This window comes from Aeromonas sp. FDAARGOS 1403 (genome assembly GCF_019047325.1).
In the GTDB taxonomy this organism is placed as follows: domain Bacteria; phylum Pseudomonadota; class Gammaproteobacteria; order Enterobacterales; family Aeromonadaceae; genus Aeromonas; species Aeromonas dhakensis.
Genome location: NZ_CP077249.1, coordinates 196,458 through 216,079, shown reverse-complemented (window position 1 = coordinate 216,079; position 19,622 = coordinate 196,458). Strand labels below are relative to the sequence as shown.

Annotated in this window: 18 protein-coding genes and 1 tRNA gene; 15 read left to right on the top strand and 4 right to left on the bottom strand. The window is 62.0% G+C overall.

What is annotated here, in order from left to right; translation table 11 throughout:
- Nucleotides 1-79: 79 nt before the first annotated feature.
- Nucleotides 80-1,150, top strand: coding sequence for an LPS export ABC transporter permease LptG (gene lptG / locus I6L33_RS01050; protein ID WP_024943392.1), 1,071 nt, complete (start codon nt 80-82; stop codon nt 1,148-1,150).
- A 263-nt stretch (nt 1,151-1,413) separates the two neighbouring features.
- Here the strand turns inward: lptG and I6L33_RS01045 are convergent, their stop codons facing one another.
- The gene (locus I6L33_RS01045; RefSeq protein ID WP_005305129.1) at nt 1,414-1,935 is read right to left on the bottom strand and encodes an RDD family protein; all 522 of its coding nucleotides are present in this window, start codon (nt 1,933-1,935) and stop codon (nt 1,414-1,416) included.
- Between the two features lie 143 nt (nt 1,936-2,078).
- On the opposite strand from I6L33_RS01045, the gene I6L33_RS01040 reads away from it, so the two are divergent.
- From I6L33_RS01040 to I6L33_RS01020, 5 genes are all read left to right on the top strand, one after another.
- A tRNA-Leu gene (locus tag I6L33_RS01040) sits at nt 2,079-2,164 on the top strand.
- A 454-nt stretch (nt 2,165-2,618) separates the two neighbouring features.
- Nucleotides 2,619-4,028 carry an ammonium transporter gene (amt, locus tag I6L33_RS01035; RefSeq protein WP_010636134.1) on the top strand — a complete coding sequence of 470 codons (1,410 nt, stop codon included), beginning with the start codon at nt 2,619-2,621 and terminating at the stop codon, nt 4,026-4,028.
- 325 nt (nt 4,029-4,353) lie between these two features.
- Entirely contained in the window at nt 4,354-5,706 is a 1,353-nt protein-coding gene (rlmD, locus tag I6L33_RS01030) for a 23S rRNA (uracil(1939)-C(5))-methyltransferase RlmD (RefSeq protein WP_017778325.1), read from the top strand.
- 127 nt (nt 5,707-5,833) lie between these two features.
- Nucleotides 5,834-6,388 (top strand): GNAT family N-acetyltransferase, encoded by a 555-nt coding sequence (locus I6L33_RS01025; RefSeq protein WP_265093365.1) that lies wholly within the window; start codon nt 5,834-5,836, stop codon nt 6,386-6,388.
- A gap of 82 nt (nt 6,389-6,470) precedes the next feature.
- Nucleotides 6,471-6,653 carry a DUF5363 family protein gene (locus I6L33_RS01020; protein WP_080631966.1) on the top strand — a complete coding sequence of 61 codons (183 nt, stop codon included), beginning with the start codon at nt 6,471-6,473 and terminating at the stop codon, nt 6,651-6,653.
- Here the strand turns inward: I6L33_RS01020 and tppF are convergent.
- Complete coding sequence (gene tppF, locus I6L33_RS01015) at nt 6,622-7,239, bottom strand: type IVa pilus pseudopilin TppF (RefSeq protein WP_005305113.1); 618 nt, start codon at nt 7,237-7,239, stop codon at nt 6,622-6,624. The two genes, I6L33_RS01020 and tppF, sit on opposite strands and share 32 nt — an antisense overlap.
- Before the next feature lie 38 nt (nt 7,240-7,277).
- On the opposite strand from tppF, the gene I6L33_RS01010 reads away from it, so the two are divergent.
- From I6L33_RS01010 to deoD, 7 genes are all read left to right on the top strand, one after another.
- Entirely contained in the window at nt 7,278-8,066 is a 789-nt protein-coding gene (locus tag I6L33_RS01010; RefSeq protein ID WP_216973415.1) for a TatD family hydrolase, read from the top strand.
- 213 nt (nt 8,067-8,279) lie between these two features.
- On the top strand, nt 8,280-9,554 hold the full coding sequence (locus I6L33_RS01005; protein WP_010636138.1) for a NupC/NupG family nucleoside CNT transporter: 1,275 nt from the start codon (nt 8,280-8,282) through the stop codon (nt 9,552-9,554).
- A 124-nt stretch (nt 9,555-9,678) separates the two neighbouring features.
- Nucleotides 9,679-9,849 (top strand): XapX domain-containing protein, encoded by a 171-nt coding sequence (locus I6L33_RS01000; RefSeq protein WP_005305103.1) that lies wholly within the window; start codon nt 9,679-9,681, stop codon nt 9,847-9,849.
- Between the two features lie 390 nt (nt 9,850-10,239).
- Nucleotides 10,240-11,013, top strand: coding sequence for a deoxyribose-phosphate aldolase (gene deoC, locus I6L33_RS00995; RefSeq protein WP_019838916.1), 774 nt, complete (start codon nt 10,240-10,242; stop codon nt 11,011-11,013).
- Nucleotides 11,014-11,123: 110 nt separating this feature from the next.
- The gene (deoA, locus tag I6L33_RS00990; RefSeq protein ID WP_216973414.1) at nt 11,124-12,455 is read left to right on the top strand and encodes a thymidine phosphorylase; all 1,332 of its coding nucleotides are present in this window, start codon (nt 11,124-11,126) and stop codon (nt 12,453-12,455) included.
- Nucleotides 12,456-12,469: 14 nt separating this feature from the next.
- Nucleotides 12,470-13,678, top strand: a complete 1,209-nt coding sequence (locus I6L33_RS00985; RefSeq protein ID WP_216973413.1) for a phosphopentomutase — start codon at nt 12,470-12,472, stop codon at nt 13,676-13,678.
- A gap of 76 nt (nt 13,679-13,754) precedes the next feature.
- Nucleotides 13,755-14,471, top strand: coding sequence for a purine-nucleoside phosphorylase (deoD, locus tag I6L33_RS00980; protein WP_040096807.1), 717 nt, complete (start codon nt 13,755-13,757; stop codon nt 14,469-14,471).
- 69 nt (nt 14,472-14,540) lie between these two features.
- On the opposite strand, the gene I6L33_RS00975 is transcribed toward deoD, so the two are convergent.
- Nucleotides 14,541-16,787, bottom strand: a complete 2,247-nt coding sequence (locus tag I6L33_RS00975) for a PAS domain S-box protein (protein ID WP_216973412.1) — start codon at nt 16,785-16,787, stop codon at nt 14,541-14,543.
- Nucleotides 16,788-16,847: 60 nt separating this feature from the next.
- Nucleotides 16,848-17,456: an AhpA/YtjB family protein gene (locus I6L33_RS00970; RefSeq protein ID WP_005305087.1), complete on the bottom strand. Its 609-nt coding sequence runs from the start codon at nt 17,454-17,456 to the stop codon at nt 16,848-16,850.
- A 120-nt stretch (nt 17,457-17,576) separates the two neighbouring features.
- On the opposite strand from I6L33_RS00970, the gene serB reads away from it, so the two are divergent.
- Complete coding sequence (gene serB, locus I6L33_RS00965; RefSeq protein WP_216973411.1) at nt 17,577-18,587, top strand: phosphoserine phosphatase SerB; 1,011 nt, start codon at nt 17,577-17,579, stop codon at nt 18,585-18,587.
- 49 nt (nt 18,588-18,636) lie between these two features.
- Complete coding sequence (locus I6L33_RS00960) at nt 18,637-19,542, top strand: alpha/beta fold hydrolase (RefSeq protein WP_124249316.1); 906 nt, start codon at nt 18,637-18,639, stop codon at nt 19,540-19,542.
- The last annotated feature ends 80 nt before the right edge of the window (nt 19,543-19,622 follow it).

Genomic DNA, 19,622 nt, shown 5'->3' with positions numbered 1-19,622 from the left:
TTTTGCTGTCGCCCCCGCTCTATGTGTCTGTATTTGAGGAAAAAATCAGCATGATGCTGCAACCGGGGAGTTTCTGCTGATGTTTGGCATTCTCGATAGATATATCGGCCGGGTTATTTTCATGTCGGTCCTGCTGTGCGAATTGACCCTGGTCGGGCTGGCCGCGCTCATCAAGTACGTGGAGCAGCTGAAGTCGGTGGGGGAAGGCAACTACGACATGCTCAGCGCCCTCTACTATGTGCTGCTCTCCATGCCGAAAGAGGCGGTGCTCTTCTTCCCGCTGGCGGCCCTGCTGGGCGGCCTCATCGGTCTGGGCCAGCTGGCGACCAGCTCGGAGCTGGTGGTGATGCAGGCGGCGGGCCGCTCCAAGATCAGTATCGTGATGGCGGCGCTCAAGACCGCCATCCCGCTGATGATCCTGGTGGGGCTGATGGGGGAGTACGTGGCGCCCATCGCCAAGCGGATGGCGGATGACATCAAGGCGGGGGCCCTGTCGGAAGGGCGGCTGACCGTGTCGGCTTACGGGGTGTGGGCGCGCGATGGCAACAACTTCGTCAATATCAACGGGGTGCGCAACGATGGCGCGCTGACCGGCATCACCCTTTACCGTTTCACCCCGGAGCGCAAGCTGATCGATATCCTGCAGGCACAGGAAGGGGTGTTCGAGCAGCATCACTGGCTGCTCAAGCAGGTGCAGGTGACCCGTTTTGACGATCCCAAACAGATCCTGAGCGAGACCCAGCCCCAGATGGAGTGGAGCTCCGAGCTCACCCCCAAACAGCTCGGGGTGGTGAGCGTCGATCCCGAAAACCTGCCGGTGGCGGGACTGCTGGATTACATCGGCTATCTGGATGCCAACAAACAGGATGCCGGGCGCTACAAGCTGGAGATGTGGCGCAAGCTGCTGTCACCGCTCTCGGTGGTGGCGATGATCCTGCTGGCCTCCTCCTTCATCTTCGGCCCGCTGCGCTCGGTCAGCATGGGGGCTCGGATGTTGATGGGGATCATGACGGGCTTCGCCGTCTACGTCAGCGATCGGGTGTTCGGCCCCATCAGCCTGGTGTACGCGGTGCCACCGATCCTGGCGGCCATCGCGCCCAGCCTGCTGTTTGGCGGCATCTCCTTCTATATCCTGAGCCGCAAGCAGTAGCGGCCTGAAGGGCGGTGGCGCTGTAGACAAAAGGCGGCCATCGCTCCTGCTGCACTGCTGTTCGGCGGCATCTCTTTCTATATCCTGAGCCGCAAGCAGTAGCGACCTGAAGGGCGGTGGCGCTGCTGACAAAGGCGGCCATCGCTCCTGCTGCACTGCTGTTCGGTGGCATATCCTTCTATATTTTGAGCCGCAAGCAGCAAGCGCGTCGGCCAGTAAAAAGGGCACCCTGGGGTGCCCTTTTTCGTTACCGCCTTTTGGGATCAGCGATTGAGCTGTTCTAGATTTTCCTGTTTGCCCAGCACGATCACTTCGCACTCGGACCAGATGTCCTGAAATGCGCGGGGTGACTTGCGGTTGAACAGGCAGAGCAGGTTGCCGAGACCAAAGGCCGCCGTTGCCAGCCGGATCAGCGCCTGGGTGATGCGGATGTTGCTGCCGTCGGCATTCTGGATGCGCAGACGCCAGGCCCGCATGCCGATGGTCTGGCCGGCGCGGGTCCAGAACCAGGTGTAGAAACCGCAGATGACGAGAGCGAGCCAGGCACTGTAGACGGGGCTGGTCAGCAGCCAGGAGGCGTCTTTGCCCTCGGGGACGCTTGCCATGCCGGTTGCCAGCAGCAGATGGGCTACCCCCATCCCGATAAAGCCGGCGATGATCAGCAATGAGATGACCACCAGATAGTCATAGATCAGGGCGCCTAGCCGGCGCAGCAGACCGGCGGAGGGGTGACGCTGGGTGGGAGGAGGGGGAGTGGTCGGTTGGACCGGTTTACGCTTGGCCATCGTTCTTATTCCATTAATATGATGCGGGCATTCTATGTAACTGACCTTGCCTCGGCAAGGCGTTGAATAAATGAGCAAACGACTGTGAGCACAAGAAAAACACCTTGCATGCCCAAGCGCCATTCGTATAATCCCTCGCAGTTGCCCGGGTGGCGAAATCGGTAGACGCAGCGGATTCAAAATCCGCCGGTGAATAACCGTGTCGGTTCGAGTCCGACCCCGGGCACCATCAAATTCATGACAAAAGGCCATCAGCAATGATGGCCTTTTGTTTTTCCGCCTTTCCCCTTCCTTGTCACGCTTCTGTTCTCCGGCTGATATCGGCAAGCCGGGTGCACCTCTGTGGTCATCCCATGTCCCGCCTTGCTCCATTTCGGTGCGGCTTGCTCTGCCTGCACAGCAGAAGTGCGCATTCGCTCATGTTAGCGCGTCCCATGCGCCAATCTGGTGCGCCCTCTCTCTGTCATAAGAATAACCTTATGATTTTAAATAACTTATTAAGTTGGCCCACTTTGTGCTTTCAAGCAGTTATGTCGCCATGATGCCGCTCCATAGAGGGAATCTGACCGGGAGCGGCAACCAGTGTGTACCGAATGGATATGTACGTGAATCATCGGTGTCGATGTTCATATCAGGAAATGGACCCGGTCTGGAGCCGGGACGACAGGGAAGGAGATGGCTGTATGCTCAAGAGACTCGTGATGACTGGCCTGTTGGCGCTGATTGCCCTGCTGGCCGCCCCCAGCTGGGCCGAAGAGGTGGTGACCGCATCTGCGGTGGTGACCATCAACAAGGGGGACAATACCTGGATGCTGCTGTCGGCAGCCCTGGTGATCCTGATGTCCATTCCGGGCCTGGCCCTGTTTTATGGCGGCCTGGTGCGCACCAAGAACATGCTGAGCGTGCTGATGCAGGTATTCACCCTGTTCTCGCTTATCTGCGTGCTGTGGGTGATCTACGGTTATTCGCTGGCCTTTACCGAAGGCAACAGCGTTTATGGCTCCTTCAGCAAGGCGCTGCTCAAGGGGGTGACCCCCGACTCCATCGCCGCCACCTTCAGCAAGGGGGTAGGGATCAGCGAGTTCATCTATGTGGTGTTCCAGGGGGCCTTTGCCGCCATCACCTGCGGCCTGATCGTGGGGGCCTTTGCCGAGCGCATCAAGTTTGCCGCCGTGCTGCTGTTCTCGGTGATCTGGTTCACCTTCGCCTATATCCCGCTGGCCCACATGGTGTGGTACTGGGCGGGTCCGGATGCCTATACCACGGCCGATGCCGCGGCAGCGGCCACGGCGACTGCCGGTTATCTGTTCCAGCACGGCGCGCTGGATTTTGCCGGCGGCACAGTGGTGCACATCAATGCGGCGGTGGCCGGTCTGGTCGGCGCCTATCTGGTGGGCAAGCGCTTGGGCTATGGTCGTGACCCCATGACCCCGCACAGCCTCACCATGACCATGATCGGGGCCTCCCTGCTCTGGTTCGGCTGGTTCGGTTTCAACGCCGGCTCCGCGCTGGAAGCCAACGGCACAGCGGCACTGGCCTTCATCAACACCTGGGTGGCCCCGGCGGCGGCGGCCCTCTCCTGGACCTTGGCCGAGTGGGTGATGAAAGGCCGTCCTTCGCTGCTGGGGGCGGCTTCCGGCGCCGTCTCCGGGTTGGTGGTGATTACCCCGGCGGCCGGTTTCGTCGGTGTCGGTGGTGGCCTGGTAATGGGCCTCATCAGCGGTGTCGCCGGGCTGTGGGGAGTTCACGGTCTCAAGCGGCTGCTGGGTGCCGATGACAGTCTGGACGTGTTCGGTGTGCACGGGGTGTGCGGCATTCTCGGCGCCCTGCTGACCGGGGTGTTCGCCAGCCCGGATCTGGGCGGCACCGGGGTGTGGGACTATGTCACCAACCAGGTGGCGGAGGGCTACTCCATCCTGGATCAGGTCAAGATCCAGGCCATTGGGGTGGGGGTGACCATCCTCTGGTCCGGCATCATCTCGGTGGTGGCCTACAAGCTGGTGGATATGCTGATCGGCTTGCGGGTGAAAGAGGATGCTGAGCGGGAAGGGCTGGACGTCACCACTCACGGCGAGAAGGCCTACAGCCTGTAATCCGCCATCTGTTGTTCAACAAGATTGCCGCCGGCCATGCCGGCGGTTTTTTTATGTCCGTTTGCCGGGGGCCAACTCTGATGCCCGAGCCTGTGGTGGGGCGGCTCGCCTCTGACGCCATCACCTCCGATAGAGCGCATCCCCGAGATCGCCGCCGGCGATAGCATTTTTCGGCAGACAAAGCGGGCAGCGGCAATGTCCTCTGTCTTGTTGCTGTTTTATGCCTGCAATTTGGACGGATCTCCGCTAAACTCTGCCACCTTTTCTTGATGGGTCGGCCGGGCCGGCTCATCACCCTCTTATATATGTACTTTTGGAGCCGCTCATGCCGCTAGTGGGACATCAACACCAGATCGAGATCCTGGAACTGACCGACAAAGGAGATGGCAAAGGACGCCTGTTCGACCGCCCCCTGTTTGTCGAAGGTCTGCTGCCGGGTGAGCAGGCGTTGGTCGAACTGACCGAGGTCAAGCCCAACTACCTGCACGGCAAGGTGGCCGAGCTGCTCCAGCCCTCCGCTGACCGGGTCGCCGATTTTTGCCCCAACACAGAATGCGGCGGTTGCCAGGTGCGCCCGCTGGCCTATCCGGCCCAGCTCAAGCTCAAGCAGAGCCTGGTGCAGAGTGCCCTTGAGCAGGTCGGGCTGGGTGAGGCCGTGGTCAATCCCATCCTCGGCATGGAGACGCCGTTCGCCTATCGCAACAAGGCGCAGTACGCGGTGCGTGGCTGCGAGGCCGGCGCCGAGATCGGTTTCTACCGCAAGCACTCCCACGATCTCATCACCGCCGATGACTGCGCGGTGCAAGATTCTCTGCACGTCGAGCTCAACGCCCGGGTGCGCAACTGGATGCGCGCGCACGACATCAAAGCCTATGACGAAGTGGCCCATACCGGCTGCGTGCGCAACCTGATGACCCGCAAGGGCTTCAAGAGTGGCGAGCTGATGGTGGTGCTGGTGACCCTGGGCGAAGAGCTGCCGTTCGAAGCCGAGTTGCTGGCGGCCCTGCAGGATCTGCCGGTCACGACTCTGGTACAGAACATCAACGAGGCGCGCACCAACCGCATTCTGGGGGACCACAACCGGGTGCTGCTGGGCAGCGGGGTGATCCGCGACAAGATCCACGAGCTCGAATTCGAGATCTCGCCGCTCTCCTTCTTCCAGAACAATCCGAGCCAGACCGATGTGCTCTACTCCAAGGCACTGGAGTATTGCGAGCTGACCGGCAACGAGACGGTGTTCGACATCTATTGCGGTATCGGCACCATCTCCCTGTTCTTGGCCGGCAAGGCCGCCAAGGTGGTGGGGATTGAGTCGGTGGAGAGCGCCATCAGCGACGCCCGCCGCAATGCGGCCCTCAACGGAATCGAGCAGACCGAGTTCCACGTCGGCAAGGCGGAGCAGCTGATGCCCGCCCTGCACGCCGAAGGGGTGAGCGCCGACGTGGTGGTGATGGATCCGCCGCGCAAGGGCTGCGACAAGGCGGTATTGCAGACCCTGGTGGCCATGGCGCCGCGCCGGCTGGTCTATGTCTCCTGCAACCCGCAGACCCTGGCCCGCGATCTCGCCTGGCTGGTCAAGCAGGGCTTCGTGCTGGACGAGGTGCAGCCGGTGGACATGTTCCCACACTCGATGCACGTAGAGGCTGTCGCCCGCCTGAGCCTGCCTGCCAAGGCCTGATCGTCGCTGGTTCCCACTCGCGCCATGGACGTCGAAGCGGTTGCTCGTCTAAGCCTGCCCACCCAGGCGTGAATTGAATTAGCCAGATGGCTCTGATAAAAACGACTCCAAATGGAGTCGTTTTTTTATGGCCGTGGATCGGCGTCGCTACCAGGCAGGGAGTGCGAGGGTGATGATTCGTTTGGCGAGTGTGGAGGATGCGGCGGCGCTGGATCACTTCTTTGGGCAACTGGACAGGGAAACCCGCTTCATGCTGTATGAGGCGGGGGAGCGCCCCTCGGACATCGAGGGGCAGCGCCAGCGGCTCGAGGCTATGGCGGCGGCTCCCAATCAGGCCATGTGGCTGCTGGTGCTGGCCGGGGAGGTGCAGGGCTTTGCTGTGCTCATCGGCGGTGGCCTGGCGCGCAACCGCCACTGCGCCCTGGTGGTGATGGGGTTGCGGTCGAGTGCACGCGGGTTGGGATGGGGTGAGCGGTTACTGCGCACCCTGATCGCGGCCGCCGGCGAGCTAGGGATCCAGCGGCTGGAGCTGGGGGTGATGGCCCACAACGAGGTGGCGCACGCCCTCTATCGCAAGTGCGGCTTCCGGGACGAGGGGTTGCGGCGACAGGCCTATCGGCTGGACGATGGCTACGTGGACGAGATCCGCATGGGGTTGCTGCTGTCACCCGGGGCGCCATGATGCGGCGGGCCCGGCTTGCTCCTGGCGGCGAGCGGGGATATGACGGAGCAACCGTCGACTTGATGAAGAGGAGAACGCGCGGATGAAAGGTATCTTGCTACGCTGGCTGGCTCGCTACGATGGCTGGTGCGAGGAGTGGGGGCTCACGCCGGAGAACCGGCGCTGCTGCGTGCCGGTGCGCCGGGAACAGGATGAGGCGCCGCAGGCAGAGCCGCAAGCCGAGTCGGATCCGCTCACTGGAAATTGCGGGTCACGGCACCAGTGACGCTGTTGTAGTCGAAGGAGAGACCGTCGGGATAGGCGGGGAAGCGGCCGATGGAGTCGCGCAGGGTGTAGCGGCAGTTGCTGTGCGGCTCTCCCTCTTCATCTATCTGGTTGGCGGTCAGTTCGCTGGACAGGTAGTCGGCGTTGAGTTGCTGATCGGGATCCTGATCGACCGAGGCGACGGTGTAGCTGCTGTCCAGCAGCCCCTGAAACAGCAGACGGCAGTCTGACTGGTTGCTTACCGAGATGTAGTCGCCCTGACCTGCGACATAGGGTTCGTCGATCCCCTTGCGCCCCTGATCTTCGTCCGTGCCGGCGGGCCAGCCATAGCGGTTGATGTCGAGATTGCGTTGCCCCATGCTGCCAAGATTGTAGAGCGCCTGATCCTGCGCCTTGACCGCCCAGCCGGCATGAGCCAGCTGGACCGCGCTGGCAAAGCTGGCCGCCGTTGCCGCGACCGTGCTCTTGAGTGCGTCATCCTTGAGATTGATGAAGCGGGGCAGGGCGGTCACGGCCAGGATCCCCAGCACTATGATGACCAGCACCAGTTCTATCAGGGTAAAGCCGTGGCTTGTGCGTTTCATCATGATATGGACCCATTAATTACGACAAACAGGTGAGTGACATGCAATTGATCGACACCCATTGCCATCTCGATTTTCCGGTCTTCGATTCCGATCGGGCGGCGCTGCTGGCCGAGTGCCGTCAGCTGGGGGTGGGCGAGTATATCATTCCCGCGGTGGGAGAGGAAAACTGGGCCCGGGTGATGGCGCTGGCGGCAGAACATGACGGCATCTCCTATGCCCTTGGCGTGCACCCCTGGTATGTGGGCGGTCAGACGCCGGCGGTGCTGACCCGGTTGCAGCAACGGCTGGCGGAGCGCCCCCGCGGGTTGGTGGCGGTGGGCGAATGCGGGCTGGACCTGCGCTCCCACGTGCCGCAGGAGGGACAGCTCGAGATGTTCGAGGCCCAGATCGAACTGGCCAAGGAGCATGAGCTGCCCCTTATTGTCCATTCGGTGCGTGCCAACGACACGGTGGCCAAGATCCTCAGACGTCTGCGCCCGGCCTGCGGGGGAGTCATCCACGCCTTCAGCGGCTCCCTGCAGCAGGCAGAAGCGTTCTGGCAATTGGGATTTCGGCTTGGCATCGGCGGGGTCATCAGCTTTGAGCGGGCCAACAAGACCCGGGAGGCGGTGCGCGACATGCCGCTGGAGGCTCTGCTGCTGGAAACGGACGCCCCCGACATGCCGCTGCAGGGTCAGCAAGGGGCGCCCAACACCCCTGCCAATTTGCCAATCATTGCGCAACTGTTGGCCGATTTGCGGCAGCAACCGCTGGCACATGTTGCCTCGGTGTTACATGAATCCACTCTGCGTACCTTCCAGTTGGGTAAGTCGAAAATTAACACCTGATTAACTGTTGCTAGCGACATGATAAAAAATGGGGGGAGTAAAAATCGTTTGCGGTCTAATTTGACGACCTCTAGCGCATTTCATGCTTATAAAATGTGACCAGCGTTCTACTTTGTCGCACCGTAATTAGTATAATGCGCACCCTTGATTGATGGCTTTGAGATACAAGTTGTTAACAAGCTGGAAGGTGCTACTAAAGAGGAAGTGTAAATAATGAATCTAATAATGGGTCTGGTAGGGATGGCAACGCTCGTCCTTATCGCGGTGCTGTTCTCCAGCAATCGCAAAGCAATAAGAGTGCGCACCGTTGCCGGTGCCTTTGCAATCCAAGCTGGCCTGGGTGCCTTCGTGCTGTACGTCCCGGTTGGTCGTGACATCCTGGTGGGTGTATCCGATGCTGTTTCCAGCGTCATCGGTTATGGTCAGAACGGCATCGAATTCCTGTTCGGTGGTCTGGTCAGCAACAAGATGTTCGAAGTGTTCGGTGGTGGCGGCTTCATCTTCGCCTTCCGCGTACTGCCGGTCATCATCTTCTTCTCCTCCCTGATCGCCGTTCTCTATTACCTGGGCATCATGCAGTGGGTCATCAAACTGCTGGGTGGTGGCCTGCAGAAAGTACTGGGCACTTCCCGTACCGAATCCCTCTCCGCTACTGCCAACATCTTCGTGGGTCAGACTGAAGCGCCGCTGGTTGTGCGTCCCTTCATCTCCAAGATGACCGACTCCGAGCTGTTCGCCGTCATGTGTGGTGGCCTGGCATCTGTTGCCGGCTCCGTACTGGCCGGTTACGCCTCCATGGGCGTCAAGATGGAATACCTGATCGCCGCCTCCTTCATGGCTGCCCCGGGTGGTCTGCTGTTCGCCAAGCTGCTGGTGCCGGAAACCGAGACCCCGAGCTACGACGAGAGCAATGCCGATGGCGATCTGGAAGACAAGCCTGCCAACGTGATCGATGCCGCCGCCGCCGGTGCCTCTGCCGGTCTGCAACTGGCCCTGAACGTCGGCGCCATGCTGCTGGCCTTCATCGGTCTGATCGCCATGATCAACGGCATCTTCTCCGGTGTGGGTGGCTGGTTCGGTTATCCGCAACTCTCCCTGGAACTGCTGCTGGGCTGGATCTTCTCCCCGCTGGCCTTCCTGATCGGTGTGCCCTGGAGTGAAGCCGTCGTTGCCGGTTCCTTCATCGGCCAGAAGCTGGTGGTCAACGAGTTCGTGGCCTACCTGAACTTCGCCCCGTACCTGAAGGATGAAGTGCTGATCAATGGCGTGGCCATGTCCGACCACACCAAGGCCATTATCTCCTTCGCCCTGTGCGGTTTCGCCAACCTGTCCTCCGTTGCCATCCTGCTGGGTGGTCTGGGCTCCATGGCACCGAACCGTCGCGGCACCATTGCGAAATTTGGTCTGAAAGCCGTACTGGCCGGCTCTCTGTCCAACCTGATGTCTGCGACCATCGCAGGCTTCTTCCTGGCGCTGTCCAGCATGTAATGTCAGTCTGACTGACAGCTATAACCACGAACGCCACGGCATCTGCCGTGGCGTTCGTGTATGGAGCGGTGACAACCGTTTTCCTTTCTAAACTAATAATAAAATGAGTCAAATCGGAGGTTATATGAATGAAGTGCTACTGGCGATGGCAGCCGGCTTTATCGTTGGCTTGTTGTTTTCTTTCCTCAAATTGCCGATCCCGGCCCCGCCCGTACTGTCCGGGGTGATGGGGATCGTTGGAGTCTACCTGGGGGGCCTGGCATACTCCTGGATACTCACCCGTTTCTTCTCTTAACGCACTTTCCAGTACCGGATTTGCCAGATGTGAGGTACCTCTGAAAATGGCAAATCCGGCTTGCAAACAAGGGGTATCTCGGCTGAAATAGGCATTGCCAGCAGGGTGCTGGCATTGACTAATGCCCGATGAAATCGGGTGTTGGCGGTCAAATGGAATTGATTGGGAAGTCGGGTCAGACCTTGTCTGCCTTTCTCAAGTCTTCATGGAACCAAGTCCGCACTTTTGTAAGAAAGTGACAGGGCTCTTGCCTTATTTGCAGCCTATTGCCCGTGCAGTTGCGCTGCAATTCCATTCCCGTTTTTCCGGGAGTCGCGTCTTGCCGGTTGCGTTGCGACAGGCAGCACCATGCCCTGGAATTCGGACTACATCGAGACTTTGGAGAACAGAATGACTGATCTGAAACTGGCCGCCCAGCGCGCCCTGAATCTGATGGACCTGACCACCCTGAACGACGACGACACCGATCAGAAGGTGATCGACCTGTGCCGCAAGGCCAAGTCACCGGCCGGCCTGACCGCCGCCGTCTGCATCTACCCCCGTTTCATCCCCATCGCTCGCAAGACTCTGCGTGAGATCGGCGCTGCCGACGTGCGCATTGCGACCGTGACCAACTTCCCGCACGGCAACGACGACATCGAGATCGCCGTGGCCGAAACCCGCGCCGCCGTGGCCTACGGTGCCGACGAAGTGGACGTGGTGTTCCCGTACCGTGCCTTCATGGCCGGCAATGAACAGGTCGGCTTCGATCTGGTCAAAGCTTGTAAGGAAGCCTGTGGCGCCAACGTACTGCTGAAAGTGATCATCGAGACCGGCGAGCTGAAAGAGGAAGCGCTGATCCGTCGCGCCTCCGAAATCTCCATCGACGCCGGTGCCGACTTCATCAAGACCTCTACCGGCAAGGTGCCGGTCAATGCGACCCCGGAAGCGGCACGCATCATGATGGAAGTGATCAAGGCCAAGAACCCGAAAGTCGGCTTCAAGCCGGCCGGTGGCGTGAAAGACGCCGCCGTGGCGGGCCAGTACCTGGCCATGGCCGAAGAGATCCTGGGCAAGGATTGGGTATCCGCCCGCACCTTCCGCTTTGGTGCATCCAGCCTGCTGGCCAGCCTGCTGGCCACGCTGGGGCATGGCGACAAGCCGGCCAACACCAGCGGTTACTAATAGGTTGATGAGAGGGCGGACCGCTGTCCGCCCTGTGGCGCCCCACCCGTGTGGGGTGCGGGCAAGGATTCAGACTTGTGTAACGCCAGCAATGGCGGAGGGAATGAAAGATGTTTTTGCCTCAAGAAATCATTCGCAAGAAGCGCAACGGTGAAGCGCTCAGTACCCAAGAGATTCAATTTTTCGTTCAGGGCATTACCAACAACACCATCGGCGAGGGCCAGATTGCGGCACTGGCGATGGCGGTCTACTTCAAAGACATGACCATGGATGAGCGGGTTGCCCTGACCTGTGCCATGCGCGATTCCGGCATGGTGCTGACCTGGGATCACCTCAATCTGGGCGGCCCCATCGTCGACAAACACTCCACCGGCGGCGTGGGTGACGTCGTCTCCCTGATGCTTGGCCCTATGGTCGCCGCCTGTGGCGGTTTCGTGCCGATGATCTCCGGCCGTGGCCTGGGCCACACCGGCGGCACCCTGGACAAGCTGGATGCCATCCCCGGCTACCAGACCTCGGTCGACAACGACCGTTTCCTGAAAGTGGTGAAAGAGGCCGGTGTCGCCATCATCGGTCAGACCGGCGATCTCGCCCCGGCCGACAAGCGTATCTATGCGGTACGGGACATCACTGCCACTGTCGAATCTATCGCCATGATCACCGGCTCCATCCTCTCCAAGAAGCTCGCCTCCGGGCTCGAAGCGCTGGTGATGGATGTGAAAGTGGGCTCCGGCGCCTTTATGCCGACCTTCGAAGCCTCCGAAGAGCTGGCCAAGAGCATTGTGGCCGTGGCCAACGGTGCCGGTTGTCGTACTTCAGCGCTCTTGACCGATATGAACCAGGTGCTGGCCTCCAGCGCCGGTAACGCGGTGGAAGTGCGTGAAGCGGTGCGCTACCTGACCGGTGAATATCGCAACCCGCGGATCCACGAAGTGACCATGGCGCTGTGCGCCGAGATGCTTATCTCTGCAGGCTTGGCCAGCGACGAACGCGATGCCCGCACCAAGCTGCAGGCGGTGCTGGATAACGGCAAGGCGGCCGAGATCTTCGGTCGCATGGTGACAGGTCTCGGTGGCCCGGCCGATTTTATGGAGCGTTATGACGCTTACCTGCCCAAGGCAGCCATCGTACGCCCGGTTTTCGCGGCCAACAGCGGTTTCGTGACCGCCATGGATACCCGCGAGCTGGGGCTGGCCGTGGTGGCGATGGGCGGTGGTCGCCGCGCTGCCGGTGACAAACTTGATTATGCGGTCGGTCTGACCGACTTTATCCGCCTGGGTCAAAGTGTTGAGGCAGACAAGCCGCTCGCCCTGATCCACGCTCAAACTGAAGAGCAATTTGCTCAGGCCGCCAGCATGGTGCAGGCTGCCGTCAAGATCGGTGATACCCAACCGGAGGCGTTGCCCGAGGTTTACCGTCGCATCGGTCTGGCCGATTTGTAACAAGGGGAAGACCCATGAAACGTACCTTTATTCTGATGATGGACTCTTTCGGTATTGGCGCAGCTGCCGACGCCGACAAGTTCGGAGATGTGGGCGCCAACACCCTTGGCCATATCGCCAAGGCGTGTGCGGCAGGTGAAATTGAAGGCCGTGGTGCCCTTAATCTACCCAACCTCAACAAGCTGGGTCTGGGCCACGCCTGCGAGCAGGCCTCCGGCTACTTCCCGGAAGGGCTGAAGAAAGATATCGAGGTGGTCGGTGCCTACGGCTTTGCGCAGGAGCTCTCCTCCGGCAAGGACACCCCGTCCGGTCACTGGGAAATTGCCGGCGTGCCCGTGCTGTTCGAGTGGGGCTACTTCAAGGATCACCACAACAGCTTCCCGCAGGAGCTGCTGGACGCCATCGTCGAGAAGGCTGGTCTGCCTGGCTATCTGGGCAACTGCCACGCCTCCGGTACCCAAGTGCTGGACGATCTGGGCGAAGAGCATATGCGCACCGGCAAGCCGATCCTCTACACCTCTGCCGACTCCGTATTCCAGATTGCCTGCCACGAAGAGACCTATGGCCTCGAGAAGCTCTATGAGCTGTGCCACATCGTGCGCGAGCTGCTGGAGCCCTACAACATCGGCCGCGTGATTGCGCGTCCGTTCGTAGGTACTGGCAAGGGCAACTTCAAGCGCACCGGCAACCGTCACGACTACTCAGTGCTGCCGCCGGCGCCGACCGTGCTGGATTACATGAAAGATGCGGGCGGTCAGGTGGTCTCCATCGGCAAGATTGCCGACATCTATGCCCAGCAGGGCATCACCAAGCAGGTGAAAGGGACCGGTCTGACCGAGCTGTGGGATCGCACGCTGGAAGAGGTGAAAGCGGCCGGTGACAACACCATCGTCTTCACCAACTTCGTCGACTTCGACTCCTCCTACGGCCACCGCCGTGACGTTGCCGGTTATGCCGGTGCACTGGAGTATTTCGATTCCCGCCTGCCGGAGCTGTTTGATCTGCTGCAAGATGGCGACGTGGTGGTGCTGACTGCGGACCACGGCTGTGACCCGACCTGGGGTGGGACCGACCACACCCGCGAATACATTCCGGTGCTGTTCTTCGGCAAGCCGGTCAAGGCCGGCTCCGTCGGTCGTCGCGAGACCTTTGCCGATATCGGCCAGAGCATCGCGGCTTACCACAGCCTGCCGAAACTGGCGTACGGTACCAGCTTCCTGTAATTTACCCGCCCGCCACTTCGGCGGCGGGCAATTTATAAAACAATAAAACTCAACCTAGTGTGAAGGAATCAAGAGAATGGCAACTCCTCATATCAATGCGAAAGATGGCGCCTTTGCTGATACCGTGCTGATGCCGGGCGACCCCCTGCGCGCCAAGTACATCGCTGAAACTTTCCTGGAGAACGTCGAGCAGATCTGCGACGTGCGCAACATGTTCGGCTTTACCGGTACCTACAAGGGCCGTCGTATCTCCGTCATGGGTCACGGCATGGGTATTCCGTCCTGCTCCATCTACGCCAAAGAGCTGATCACCGATTACGGTGTGAAGACCCTGATCCGCGTGGGCTCCTGTGGCGCCGTGCGTGAAGACGTTAAACTGCGTGACGTGGTGATCGGTATGGGTGCTTGTACCGACTCCAAAGTAAACCGTCTGCGCTTCAAGGATCACGACTTCGCTGCCATCGCCGACTTCGACCTGGTTGCCAACGCTGTACAGGCCGCCAAGAACAAGGGCGTTGCCGTGCGCGTCGGTAACATCTTCTCCGCCGACCTGTTCTACACCCCGGACCCCTCCATGTTCGACGTCATGGAAAAATACGGCATCCTGGGTGTCGAGATGGAAGCCGCCGGTATCTACGGCGTGGCCGCAGAGTACGGTGCCAAGGCGCTGACCATCTGCACCGTCTCCGACCATATCCGTACCGGTGAGCAGACCACCTCTGAAGAGCGTCAGCTGACCTTCAACGACATGATCGAAATCGCACTGGATTCCGTCCTGCTGGGCGACAACTAATCCCCCTCGCGCATGAATAATGAAAACGGCGGCCCTCGGGCCGCCGTTTTGCATTTCAAGGAGGGAAGATCAGAGGTCGAGGGCGAAGCGCCCCTTGCCGGCCTGTTTGGCCCGGTACATGGCGCTGTCGGCCCGGTGCAGCAGGTCGTCGATGTGACAATACTGGCCCGAATGGCAGATGGCTCCGCCGATGCTGCCGGCGAGGGGCAGCTGGTGGCCGGCCACGTCGGTCGGCACCGCCATGGCGGCCAGCAGCCGTTCGCACAGGGCGGGCAGCTCCAGCTCCGGCTGGCGCAGGGCCGGCAGTATGATGGTGAACTCGTCGCCGGCCAGGCGTGCCACCATGTCACCGGGGCGCACCTCGGCACTGAGCACGCTGGCGAAGCGCTGCAACAGGGCGTCGCCGACATGGTGGCCGAGCTGATCGTTGATCCGCTTGAAGCCGTCGAGATCGAGAAACAGCAGCCCCAGGGTCTCGGCATTCTGACGCACCCGCTCCAGCTCCCGGGAGAGGCGCAGGGTGAAGGCGCGCCGGTTGGGCAGGCCGGTGAGGGGGTCGTGGGCCGCCTCGTGCTCCAGCTGGTTCTGCAGCGCCTTGAACTCGGTGATGTCGCTGCCGAGGATGTAGACCCCTGGCTCGTCGCCCCGGCTCGGGATCATGGTGATCCTGAGATCCCGTGGGCCTATGGGCAGCTCGAAACGGTTCTCGAAGCTCACCTGCTCGCCGGCGAGGGCCCGCTCCAGATGAGCGATGGCCCGGCCGTAGGCCGCCTCGCCGATCACCTCCCGCACGCTCATCTCCCGCATTCGCTCGGGATCCAGCCCGAAGTAGCGGCAGTAGGCCTGGTTGGCAAACAGATAGCGCCCCTCGGGCGAGACCATGCTGATGGTGACCGGCAGGCCGTCGGTGATGGCCCGCAACCGGGCCCGCCCGCGCTCGATTTCCGCCAGCACCTGGCGGCGGGCGCTGATGTCGTGCAGGAACAGGGCGAGGCGCACCTTGCCGTCGAACTGGTAGCGCTCGGCGCTCACCTCGACCGGGACCTGGCGGCCGCTGCGGGGGCCGATGTCGCACTCCAGACGGCGCTGCGCGCGCTCGGGATGGATCAGTTGCGCCAGCAGAGGATGAGCGCTGCCGAGCAGGGTGGGCAGGGTGCGTCCCAGCATCTCCTCGGGGTGCCAGCCGAGCAGGGTGGTGGAGGCCGGGTTCCAGCCGGTAATGACCAGCGCCTCGTCGAGCTCGAGGAAGGCGTTGCTGGTGTGCTCCAGCATGTGTTGCAGCCGGCGTTGCTCCTGCCACAGGCGTTGTTGCACGGCACCACGCTCCTGCATCTCGCGATGCAGTTGCTCCACCGTGCTCGACAGCTCGCGGGTGCGCTCACGCACCTGCTGCTCGAGCCCCTGCTGCAGTTGCAGCAGCTCGGCCTCGACCTGCTTGCGCTCGGTGAGGTCGGCAAAGACGGCGATCATGTGGGGGGCCATGGTGCGGCTCTGGCACAGGGTCACGCTGAGCTGGACCCAGCACAGGCTGCCATCGGCGCGGATCATCCGCTTCTCCAGCCGGTAGTCCTGCCGTTGCCCCGCGAGCAGGGCGGTGAACAGGGCCAGCTCGCGCGGCAGATCCTCGGGGTGGGTCATGGCGTGCCAGGTGCGTGTCAGCATCTCCTGTTCGCTGTAACCGAGCAGTCGCTCCAGCCCCGGGTTGGCCCGCAGCCAGCGTCCCTCGACCGACGAGAGGGCCATGCCCACCGACGACTGGTTGAAGGTGAGGGTGAACAGGTGCTCCTTGTCCTCCAGCACCTGGTTGAGGCTGCGTACCTGATGGCGTCTTTCCAGATCGTGCAGGGTGTTCTCCACCAGGCGGCCGAAGTCGTCGAGGTCGCGACAGGCCTCCTCGTCGAGGTGGCGCGCTGCATGATCCACCAGACAGAGGGTGCCGAGCACCACGCCGTCCAGCGCCCGCAGTGGCCGGCCGGCATAGAAGACCACGTGGGGCTCGCCCGTCACCAGCGGGTTGTCGGCAAAGCGCGGGTCGAGCCTGGCATCCTGCACCTGCATGATGTCGGGACGCAGGATGGCGTGACCACAGAAGGAGTGCTCCCGGCTGATCTCGCACAGGGTGACCCCGGTACGGGCGAGAAACCACTGCCGGTTCACGTCGGTCAGCGAGACCATGGCGATGGGCAGCGAGAAATGGCGGGTGATGAGCCGGGTCAGGCGATCCAGCTGGTCGATAGGCTCGCGGTCAAGCAAGCCCAGGATGCGGAGCCGTTCCAGTCGGCTCTCCTCATCCAGAGGAAGAGGGGGGGCAATCATACAGCGCTCCTGCTGGTGGCATTGCCTGGGTTGTATACAAGGCGATGAGGTCGCACCGTCTTATTGCGGTTCGACCGGTTTGCTTTTCTTCTTGTGCTTGCGCACCCGCATGTAGTTGCGGCGTACCCCGTAGGAGATGAGCAGCCCGGCCAGCAGGGCGACCAGCAGCATCAGCCGCTGTTTCTCCTGCACCACCTTGAGCCGGGTGTCCTTGTCCGCCAGCATCTGCTGCTCCTCCAGGGTAATGCGCAGATAGCCCAGCGTCTGCTCCCCATCCAGGATCTCCTGCACGAACTGGATGCGCCCCTTGCCCTGCTCGGGGACCGACTTGTTGTTGTCGCCGATGGGCAGCAGGCTGTCCAGCGGCACTGCATTGTCCGACTGGGCGAGGGGAATGCCGCGGGCATCGTAGAGGGTGACATCGAGGATCTCGGGTTCGGCGGCCAGATCCCGGGCCAGCCGCTCCAGCTCGCTGTTTTTCTCCTCCTTGATCCAGCGTTTCATGTCCCGGGCGGCATAGGCCACCAGTGCCTGGGCCCGGTTGCGCGCCTCGCTGTGCAACGAGGCCTGGCTCTCGCCCTGCATATGAATGAGCACGGCGAGTACCCAGAGTCCGAGCAGGACACCGGCACCCAGACTGAGCACACGTTTGATGGGGAGATGACGCAAGCGTTGAGCCTTTTGCTGACAAGGAGTGGCGGGATCTTGGCGCTTGCCTGTACAAAAAGCAATACGCTACTCTGGGCCAGTTTTGTTAACCCCATGATCACCAAGGAAGGCGTTATCCCTATGTTGTTGTCCCAATTGCCTGCAGAGATTTCAGAGTGGCCCGAGTGCCTGTCCGGCGCCCCCTGGTGGGAGCCGACGCCGCAGGCGCTGCTGCCCGCCGCCAGTGTGCTGGATGACGGCTGGCTGGTGCTGTTCGGTCGGGCCCTTGGCGGCCACCATCTCGGCAGGCTGGCCGGGTTGCTGGCGCGGCACGGACTGCAGGCACGACTCTATCCGCCCGCCATGCCGGCCGGGGTGCCCCTGCTGCTGCTGGGCACGGATCGCTTCTCACCCGCTCTGGTACAGACGCTCAAGGGGGAGGAGTGGGATATCGATCTGTGTCATCTGCCGGCCCTGCCCAGTCTGGCTGAACCCGGCCTGCTGGTGATGGACATGGACTCTACCGCCATCCGCATCGAGTGCATCGACGAGATTGCCCGTTTGGCCGGGGTCGGCGAGCAGGTGGCGGCGGTCACTGCGGCCGCCATGCAGGGCAAGCTGGAGTTTTCCGACAGCCTGCGGGCCAGGGTCGCCCTGCTGGAGGGGGCACCGGTCACCATTCTCGACGAGGTGGCGGCCAACATGCCGTGGATGCCGGGCCTGCAACTGATGGTCGACACTCTCAAGCAGGCTGGCTGGAAGGTGGCGATCGCCTCCGGTGGTTTCACCCGTTTTGCCGGCCAGTTGCAGCGGGAGCTGGGGCTGGACGCCATCTTCGCCAACGAGCTGGCGGTGGTGGGGCCGCAGCTGACCGGCAAGGTGAGCGGGCGCATCGTCGATGCCACCGTCAAGGCCGAGGTGCTGCAGCAGCTGGCCGCGGAGTACGGCATCGCCACTGGCCAGACCGTGGCTGTCGGCGATGGTGCCAACGATCTCAAGATGATGGGGGTGGCCGGGCTCGGCATCGCCATCCACGCCAAACCGCTGGTGCGGGCCCAGGCGGCGGCCACCCTCAACCACCACGATCTGGAAGGGGTGATCTGCCTGCTTGGCGCCCTGACCTGCCGCCAGCAGCGCTGGGATCGGCGCTGAGCCCATCGGGCTGGACTCAACCCCACGTCACGGAGGACGTAGTCTCAAAATGGAACTGCAACAGCAATCCCTGTTTATTCCCTGCGGCGAACATAGGCTGCACGTTCGCCACATTCAGCCGCGGGTCGCGGTACATGGCGAGCCGATCCTGATGGTGCACGGCGCCATCGAGAACGGGCGCATCTTCTATACCGAGTCGGGCAAGGGGCTGGCCTGTTTTCTGGCCCGCCACGGCTATCAGGTCTATGTGGCCGATCTGCGCGGGCGGGGGCTTAGCACGCCGGCCATTGCCGAGCAGGCGGAACATGGCCAGCACGAGCTCATTACCGAGGACCTGCCGGCCCTGCACCGCTGGATTGCCGCCCGTCATGCCGGCTTCAAGTTGCACTGGATGGCCCACTCCTGGGGCGGCGTCATCATGGCGTCGACCCTGGTGCGCTTTCCCGAGCTGGCGGAGCAGGTGGCCAGCCTGGTGTTCTTTGGCACCAAGCGCGGCGTGTCGGTACAAAATCCGGAGCGCTGGCTGAAGGTGGATCTGATCTGGAACCGGCTGGCCCCCTGGCTGGCCAGCCGCAGTGGCTTTCTGGCTGCCCGCAGATTGAAGATAGGGGCGGATGACGAGCCGTTGCGCTACCTGCAGGAGACCATCCCCTGGGTCAAGTGTGGCCCCTGGCAGGATCCCAGCGACGGGTTCGCCTATGACGAGGCGGCCGCCCGGGTCAACTGGCCGCCGCTCTGGATGATCTCGGCCAAGGCGGACAAGGTGCTGGGTCACCCGACCGACGTGCGCCGCTTCAGCGCCGAGATGGGCTCGGCTGCGCGCCATACCCGGCTTGGCCGGGACAACGGCAACCGGCTCGATTACGACCACATCAACATGCTGACTGCACCCCAGGCGCAGGAGGATCACTTCCCGCAGATCCTCGAATGGCTGCTCAACCCGCAGGCGGCTTGATGGGGGAACCCCGGGGGTTGGTAGCCGCAAGAATGCGAAAAACAATGGCGGACCCAAGGTCCGCCATTGTTTGTTGCTTG

Coding starts and splice junctions, on each gene's coding strand:
- lptG (WP_024943392.1), top strand. CDS start 80: ATGTTTGGCATTCTCGATAGATATATCGGCCGGGTTATTTTCATGTCG.
- I6L33_RS01045 (WP_005305129.1), bottom strand. CDS start 1,935: ATGGCCAAGCGTAAACCGGTCCAACCGACCACTCCCCCTCCTCCCACC.
- amt (WP_010636134.1), top strand. CDS start 2,619: ATGCTCAAGAGACTCGTGATGACTGGCCTGTTGGCGCTGATTGCCCTG.
- rlmD (WP_017778325.1), top strand. CDS start 4,354: ATGCCGCTAGTGGGACATCAACACCAGATCGAGATCCTGGAACTGACC.
- I6L33_RS01025 (WP_265093365.1), top strand. CDS start 5,834: ATGGCCGTGGATCGGCGTCGCTACCAGGCAGGGAGTGCGAGGGTGATG.
- I6L33_RS01020 (WP_080631966.1), top strand. CDS start 6,471: ATGAAAGGTATCTTGCTACGCTGGCTGGCTCGCTACGATGGCTGGTGC.
- tppF (WP_005305113.1), bottom strand. CDS start 7,239: ATGATGAAACGCACAAGCCACGGCTTTACCCTGATAGAACTGGTGCTG.
- I6L33_RS01010 (WP_216973415.1), top strand. CDS start 7,278: ATGCAATTGATCGACACCCATTGCCATCTCGATTTTCCGGTCTTCGAT.
- I6L33_RS01005 (WP_010636138.1), top strand. CDS start 8,280: ATGAATCTAATAATGGGTCTGGTAGGGATGGCAACGCTCGTCCTTATC.
- I6L33_RS01000 (WP_005305103.1), top strand. CDS start 9,679: ATGAATGAAGTGCTACTGGCGATGGCAGCCGGCTTTATCGTTGGCTTG.
- deoC (WP_019838916.1), top strand. CDS start 10,240: ATGACTGATCTGAAACTGGCCGCCCAGCGCGCCCTGAATCTGATGGAC.
- deoA (WP_216973414.1), top strand. CDS start 11,124: ATGTTTTTGCCTCAAGAAATCATTCGCAAGAAGCGCAACGGTGAAGCG.
- I6L33_RS00985 (WP_216973413.1), top strand. CDS start 12,470: ATGAAACGTACCTTTATTCTGATGATGGACTCTTTCGGTATTGGCGCA.
- deoD (WP_040096807.1), top strand. CDS start 13,755: ATGGCAACTCCTCATATCAATGCGAAAGATGGCGCCTTTGCTGATACC.
- I6L33_RS00975 (WP_216973412.1), bottom strand. CDS start 16,787: ATGATTGCCCCCCCTCTTCCTCTGGATGAGGAGAGCCGACTGGAACGG.
- serB (WP_216973411.1), top strand. CDS start 17,577: ATGTTGTTGTCCCAATTGCCTGCAGAGATTTCAGAGTGGCCCGAGTGC.
- I6L33_RS00960 (WP_124249316.1), top strand. CDS start 18,637: ATGGAACTGCAACAGCAATCCCTGTTTATTCCCTGCGGCGAACATAGG.